Genomic DNA, 6,640 nt, shown 5'->3' with positions numbered 1-6,640 from the left:
TAAATTCTCCCATCGGTGAAGTTTACCAAACAGGAGTGTCCGAAAAAATCAGGGTACCTCACTTCAACTGCGTAGCGCTACTGCGAACCAAACCTCTTTTACGCGCTGGGTCTAGTTTCTTGGCCATTCGTCTTAGGACGCCTAATAAACCGTTGCTTGCTCGTGGCAACAAGCTCATACACTGAGCCATACCGACCGTCTGCTATCGGCCAGGAGCGGACGTTGGCAACTAGCTGTTAGCAAATTAGGGAATCGAATGCACGGCTTTCCAGAAGATCTGAAGTTGGATGGTATTGTCGGGTCAGAGATACAGCAGATCTGTCTCGGGCGCTACGACGTCCAATTTCTTGTCGGTTCAGGAACGAGAATCTGCGTTCAAAGCTTGGTAGAGGTATTCCAGGGTGAGGAGCTAGTTGCCACGTGGGATGAGGAGAGAAACTGGACTACTAGCGCCTTCCAGAAACTCTTGAATGCGACGGTCGATACTTACGCCGTGATCAACCCGCAAGCCATGGAAATCAGGCTTCAGGACGGGCTCCGACTGCGCCTGCACGACAATTCCACGCAATACGAAAGTCTCCAAATCTACCCTGATTTCATCGTTATTTAAGTTAAGTGGCGACCGTCTGCTTCGGGTCGGTAGCAGACGCTACCCAAGTTCCGCAATCGGCCAAAAGCGGACTTGTATCCAGGGTGATGTCGCAAGGCCCATTCATCCAAAGCTGAACGCGGTCGATCCTATTTTTTCGACCGTTCTTGGCGCTGAGCACATCTTGATGCCGCTGCACTTACGCGCATTATCAGGCTCATACAGGCTGTATCACACCAACGCCCCGCCACGGGGGCGGGTTCGCTCAACCAAGCCAAGCCGTTCAACTAAATTTTGTTGCGGCGTGTGAAGCTTAAGGCGGCAAGTCCCAGTGCAGCCAGCGCGGCACTGTGGGGCTCGGGAACCTCGGTCGGTGGGCCGTCAAGCGAAGTGATGACGACGTTGTCCAATACTGCGCCAACGTTGTCGCCCCCGGCGTTCGCAAACGAAATTGAATAGACCCCATCACTGCCCGGCGTGAAACTAAGCGAGTATCCCGTGTAGGGAGAACTTCCGGCCAGGTCATCGAAGAAGCGCGTAGAAGTCCCGAACGTAATAAGGACGTCGTCGGTACGACCGCGCCTGCTACCTGACAAATCGAAGCTAAGGAGATAGTCGACCCCGCCAAGTAGCGCGAAACTGCGTGAGAGAATTCCGGCGTCCCCGGTTGACCCGTCAAGATCGACACACAGGCCGGCCACGCAGAACCCACCTGACACTACGTCCACTGTACCGTCGATCACAGTCCAGCCTGTCGGCACAACATTCAGCCCCCCCGCCGAGGCATCGAAGTTGTCGCTGAACACGACTCCTGCTTGTGACGCGACAGAGCAGGCCATAAGACTGGCCGCTGCCAAATATTTGCGCAGAGATCTCGGTTTCATTGATTCCCCCATTTTCACGTTTTAACACCGGCGAGCGGACCTCACCGAAGCAAACGCTCAAAGCCGATCAAGCAAAATGTACGCCTAACAAAAAAAAACTGTTATATCAACAAGCTATATCTGGCTGACTGGATCTTCTAGATTCAACTGTAAAACTATCCGACAGGGACGTCGTTGTTCCGACCGCACGATGGGTAGATCTTGGGTAATTTTCAAGCGCAGTTAGTACTGTATACCGTTGAGCACGCAGGCTAACGTAGGGTCTATGCGTGCTCGACCGGCAGGAATGGATCGTGAACTGAACGCATCTAAAACCCATACGGAGGTTGCCGAAGTCGCGTTCACTTGGGATGAAGTCAACGTCGTCCGGCCACATAAAATCGATCTCATGACCGTGGATGAAATACGCGTTGTAGTGAGTTTCGGTAGCCCCGAAAAGGTGATTCACTGCAGGCTATTCCAAGTTCCTACATTGCGGCTGTAGGTTCTCAAAATACTTCGCAGTGTCTTGGAAAACTTCGCAGTGGATTCGCAGTGTTCTCACTAATGGCACGCGCTCGGCAACTGGCGCTACAAATGCCCTCGACAACGGCGCATGCATCGCCTGGGTCCAATAATGGCTGAGCCACTCTGTGAGGCCGCGCCCTTGAGGCGCCACGCTGACCAGTAAGTTAGCTACTGAGAGCAAGGGACCTTCGGGCGTTCTCCCCAGCCATCGCTTTCCGATGGACAAACACACAACAAAATACTACATTAAACAAAGTGCTGCAGAATGGCCGCATAGGTTCTGACGCACCATTTGGTCTGACCTGATGAATGCAGCTTCGATCGCTCATGCTTGATATCGAAAATATCGATGGATCAAGATTCTGTTCACACGCCCCTCGACGCAGGCTCACTCACCTGGTGGCGCAGTGTTGCCGCTGATCTGGCGGTCGTTACTGTCGTAACGGTTGCTGTCTTTCTCTTCGCCATCCAAGTTGAGCTGTCAGAACGCCTGAGCCAGTGGGAGCTGCGGCACGAATCGTGGCAGGTCGATGAATTGCCCGTGACACTCATGGTGCTGTTATCCGGCTTGATGTGGTTTTCATGGCGCCGGGCCAGGCAGGCGCAGCGAGAGATCCGGGAACGGGTGGCCGCACAGAAGCAGGTCGAAGCTCTCCTTGCGGGCAACCGTGACCTTGCTCGCCAGTTGCTCATGGTGCAGGAGAATGAACGCCGGGCGCTCGCGCGCGAGTTGCACGATGAGTTCGGCCAGAACTGCACCGCAATTCGGGCCGACGCAACATATATCCTGCATGCCCGGGCCGGTGACAACGCCGGCATAACGGCCAGCGCACAGCGCATTGGTGCAACGTCGGAAGCGCTGTACAAGCTTGTAAAAACGATGCTGCGCCGCCTGCGCCCAATGACGCTCGACAGCTTGGGGCTGGTACCTGCCCTGCAGGAGCTGTGTGAACATTGGGAAGAGCAAACCGGAGTCAGCTGCGGATTTTGCCCCTTCGCCGTTCCCGAAGACCTCGATGACCTCACCTGCATCACCCTGTTCCGGCTGGTCCAGGAGGGCTTGACGAATGTCGCACGCCACGCGCAAGCCACCCATGTCACGGTGGAACTGCGCCGCGGCCACTGCGGCGAACAGCTGAGGCTGAGCATCGAGGACGATGGCTGCGGTATGGCTGTCGAGGGCGTCACTCCGGCGGGCTTCGGCCTGATTGGGATGCGTGAGCGCGTGGCGAACCTGCAGGGCAGGCTGCGGATCGGCAGCGCTCCGGGACAAGGGGTACGCATCGAGGCAATGCTGCCGATTCCAGGGGCCCGAGCATGATCGCGGTGCTGCTGGTCGATGACCATCCGGTTGTGCGGTCCGGCTACCGGCGCCTGCTGGAACAGGACGGCGACATTGCCATCGCCGAAGCCGGTAGCGCCGAGCAAGCCTATGCCGCGTTCGTCCGGCAGCCAGTCGATTTGTGCGTTACCGACCTGTCGCTGCCCGGCACAGGCGGACTGGAACTGCTGCACCGGATCCTGGCGCGCGACAACAAGGCCAAAGTGCTGGTTTTCAGCATGTACGACTCCGCGCACCTGGTGCGGCGTACGCTCGACGCAGGTGCCCGCGGCTTCGTCAGCAAGCAGGCGGCGCCCGATGACCTGGTGGCCGCGGTGCGCGCCGTGCACGGTGGCCAGCGCTTTTTAAGCAGCGACCTGTCGCGGCACCTCCTGCATGCCGGCGTCGACAACGACACGCGGCGCATCGAATCGCTGAGCGGGCGTGAGTTCGAAGTGTTTCGTCTGCTGGCGGGAGGCAAATCCCCGGCCGATTGCGCACAGCTGTTAAACATCAGCCAGAAGACCGCCGCGAATATCCAGACGCGGGTCAAGGTAAAGCTGGACGTGTCGACTTCCGCAGCCCTGGTCCATCTTGCGCTGCGCTGCGGCATCATCGCATCCAACTGAACCTAAAATTGATAGTTCATACCGACCAGGATCGAGCGCGGTGCTCCGGGGGCAACAAAACGTGCGTCCTGCGCCTCCTCCGTGCCCAGGGCGGGCTGCACTAGTTGCCCACCTGGGAACATGTTCTCGGCCAGCACACCATAGGTTTCATAGTTCCGGTTCAACGCGTTATTGATGCGCACATAAAACGCCAATTGCCTGGTTGGCTTATACGTGGCGCGCAAGCTCAGGAGGGCGTGGCCGGCAACGCTGGCGTTGCCGGTATTGAGTGGCTCGTCGTCCTCGGGATTTTCGAGCAGGCCGTCTTCGTTACCCTGGGTAACCAGGCTCGACACTGCAACCAGATCGGCGCCGACCATCCATTGCGCAACGGGCCTCCAGTCCAGCCCCAGCTTCATGGTGTGACGCGGCAGCCCGGCGATGCGGGTCCCGGGAGTTACCTGAACGGTACGTTCTCCGGCGAACAGGCTACCGCTGGCGTCGTAAGTCGCATCCAGGTAGCTGTAGCCCAGGCGGATGCCAAGCTGGCCGAATTCGCGCCGCGCCGACAGGTCGATGCCCCGGTGCCGAGTGCGTTCGAAATTGTCGAAATAGCCTAGCTGGGTTGCCCCGGCACGCAGGAACAGGATGTCGTCGCGGTTGACGGTTCGGTAAACGGATGCGGACAGCGTCGTCTTGTCGGCACCGCTGAAGCGTGCGCCTGCCTCAATGGTGCGAGAGACCACCTGCTCCAGGAACGGGTCTGCTTGCAGGCCGGTCGGGAGCGCACAAGGCTGTTCGGGGTCCGCGCAGCCGAGTTCAATCACGGTCGGCACCCGGGTGTTCTGCGCCAGGTTGGCAAATACCGTCCAGCCGCTGGATAGTTGGTGGGTGACGCCCAGCGCGGGGTTGAGTTTGGTATAGCGGAACGACTCGGTGGGCTGGATGCCGTTTTCGTTGGTCAAGGTATTCGTGACCTGCGCGACGTTGTAGCGCGCGGAAGCGGTCAGGTGAGTGGCGCCAGATAAGGCCAGGGTGTCGGACGCGTACAGTGCGGCATGCCAGGAGCGGCCGTGCACCGCCGCGTCCAGGGTGGGCCCGGCGCCGGGAACGGCGACCGCGCCCCGGCTGTCGTCGAACGCCGCGTCCTGCGTGGTCTGGTCGTAGCTGACCTTGCTGCGGTCGGCGGAGGCGCCAAAGTTGAGTTTGTGGACGCCTACATCGCGCGCCAGATTCAGCCCAAGCCCGTACGAGGTCTGGCGGGTTCGGGTCTGGTTCAGCACGCCCGGGGCAAGACCGAGTGCATCATCCCGGCTGAGCGGATTGCCGGCATCATCAACACATTCGTCGTCTTCCAGTGGCGCGCCGCCGGCGTCGAACCCGTCCTCGCAAGACTCCGCATAGGATTCATACGCGGGGTTGATGTCGCCGTTGACGGTGTTGCGTCGGCTCTTGCGTCCATAGACGAGGGTGGAAAATACAGTATTGTTATCCAGCCAGTGTTCGGAAGTGAGGGTCAGCTGCTGCACCTGGTTTTTCGTGCGGTCGGGATGGGTATAGACGGCGCGGTGCCCGCTTTCGTACAGCTCGTCCGGCAGCAAACCATTGCCAACCAGCGTGCTTGTCCCGTGCAGCAGCGACATGTTCCAGCTGTTTGTCCCCACGCTGCGGCCAAATTTTCCAAACACGTTGCCAAGTCGCCCGTTCGAGTAATCGCGCCAGCCATCTTCGTTGAATCGGGTACCTGCAATAAAGGCATGCCAGCCGTCCTCGAACTGCTTCCCATAGGCTAAGTCGAACCGCTTGCGCCCGAAGCTGCCCAGCGAAACGTCGGCCTCGAAACCGGGATCGGTTCGGCCAGACTTTGTCTTGAAAGCCAGCGCGCCGCCCAACGAATTGAGGCCGTATGTGGGATTTGCGCCTGGGACGAGCGTCACGCTGGAAATGGCGGCTTCGGGGAGCATGTCCCAGTTGATGACATCGCCGAATCCTTCATTGATCCGCACGCCATCGAGGAATACCGAAATTCCTTGTGGAGCGCCAAGTAGCGGCGAGGCGCGAAAGCCGCGGAACGTCAGGTCGTTCTGGAATGGGCTGCCCTGGACCTCGTTGACATTGACTCCGGTCAGGTTCTGGGCCATGTATTCGGTCAGGTTGCCCGCGCTGGACTGCCTGCGCTCGCTCCCGGTAGCCGTCTGCACCGGGTAAGGAAGCAGCTTCCTGTCGATGCCAATACCGGGCAGCGGCACGGCACCGACCACCTCCACCGTCGGCATCTCTGCCTCCGTTTGCGCAAAAGTAGGTGTCGCTACCCCCACACAAGTGAGCCCCATCAACGTGGCGAGACCCATGGCCCGCTTGTGAGGTAAGCGACTGTCATAGTGAAGCAAAACAGGCAGTTCCATTGACGTTATCTCCATTGTCGGTTTGTTATGGTCAATGGGAGATTACGGCAAGTGCATGTACTTAGGCGTGGGAAAAATTCCCGACATGTAGCGGCAGGGCGCGCCGCCAAGCCGCGTCAAGCCATCCCACCCGGACGCACGCTATCCGGCCTCCATGACACCTGGGGCGGGTCATTTTAAAAACTGCGAGGTTTTGTGAGAAGAAGCACTGCGAGATAGCTGAGAATCACTTTAAGATCAAGAGGACGCTACTGCGAAATGTCGTGAGTTCCTACAGTGGTGGCGGCAGCGGCGGCCGCCGCTGGGCGACCCACGGAAAGTTGCTA

5 protein-coding genes are annotated in these 6,640 nt (G+C 58.9%); 3 read left to right on the top strand and 2 right to left on the bottom strand.

The genetic code is table 11. The features are described from left to right. Window positions 1-256 precede the first annotated feature (256 nt). Window positions 257-610, top strand: a complete 354-nt coding sequence (locus ACFPOU_RS19100) for a hypothetical protein (RefSeq protein ID WP_379724937.1) — start codon at window positions 257-259, stop codon at window positions 608-610. Between the two features lie 266 nt (window positions 611-876). On the opposite strand, the gene ACFPOU_RS19095 is transcribed toward ACFPOU_RS19100, so the two are convergent. Then, window positions 877-1,395 carry a PEP-CTERM sorting domain-containing protein gene (locus ACFPOU_RS19095; RefSeq protein ID WP_379724934.1) on the bottom strand — a complete coding sequence of 173 codons (519 nt, stop codon included), beginning with the start codon at window positions 1,393-1,395 and terminating at the stop codon, window positions 877-879. 934 nt (window positions 1,396-2,329) lie between these two features. Here ACFPOU_RS19095 and ACFPOU_RS19090 point away from each other — a divergent pair. Further along, a complete protein-coding gene (locus tag ACFPOU_RS19090; RefSeq protein WP_379724931.1) occupies window positions 2,330-3,301 on the top strand; it encodes an ATP-binding protein in 972 nt (323 codons plus the stop codon). Continuing rightward, on the top strand, window positions 3,298-3,930 hold the full coding sequence (locus ACFPOU_RS19085) for a response regulator (protein WP_379724928.1): 633 nt from the start codon (window positions 3,298-3,300) through the stop codon (window positions 3,928-3,930). Before ACFPOU_RS19090 ends, ACFPOU_RS19085 begins: the two co-directional genes overlap by 4 nt. Before the next feature lie 2 nt (window positions 3,931-3,932). On the opposite strand, the gene ACFPOU_RS19080 is transcribed toward ACFPOU_RS19085, so the two are convergent. Beyond that, window positions 3,933-6,314 carry a TonB-dependent receptor gene (locus tag ACFPOU_RS19080; RefSeq protein ID WP_379724925.1) on the bottom strand — a complete coding sequence of 794 codons (2,382 nt, stop codon included), beginning with the start codon at window positions 6,312-6,314 and terminating at the stop codon, window positions 3,933-3,935. Window positions 6,315-6,640: the final 326 nt, after the last annotated feature.

Origin of the sequence: Massilia jejuensis (assembly GCF_042656795.1) — a bacterium.
GTDB classification, from domain to species: domain Bacteria; phylum Pseudomonadota; class Gammaproteobacteria; order Burkholderiales; family Burkholderiaceae_D; genus Telluria; species Telluria jejuensis.
This window is presented reverse-complemented; position numbering and strand designations above follow the sequence as displayed.

Bases quoted from the DNA above. Each gene is read 5' to 3' on its own strand.
- ACFPOU_RS19085 (WP_379724928.1), top strand. From the start codon at position 3,298: ATGATCGCGGTGCTGCTGGTCGATGACCATCCGGTTGTGCGGTCCGGC.
- ACFPOU_RS19080 (WP_379724925.1), bottom strand. From the start codon at position 6,314: ATGGAACTGCCTGTTTTGCTTCACTATGACAGTCGCTTACCTCACAAG.
- ACFPOU_RS19100 (WP_379724937.1), top strand. From the start codon at position 257: ATGCACGGCTTTCCAGAAGATCTGAAGTTGGATGGTATTGTCGGGTCA.
- ACFPOU_RS19090 (WP_379724931.1), top strand. From the start codon at position 2,330: ATGGATCAAGATTCTGTTCACACGCCCCTCGACGCAGGCTCACTCACC.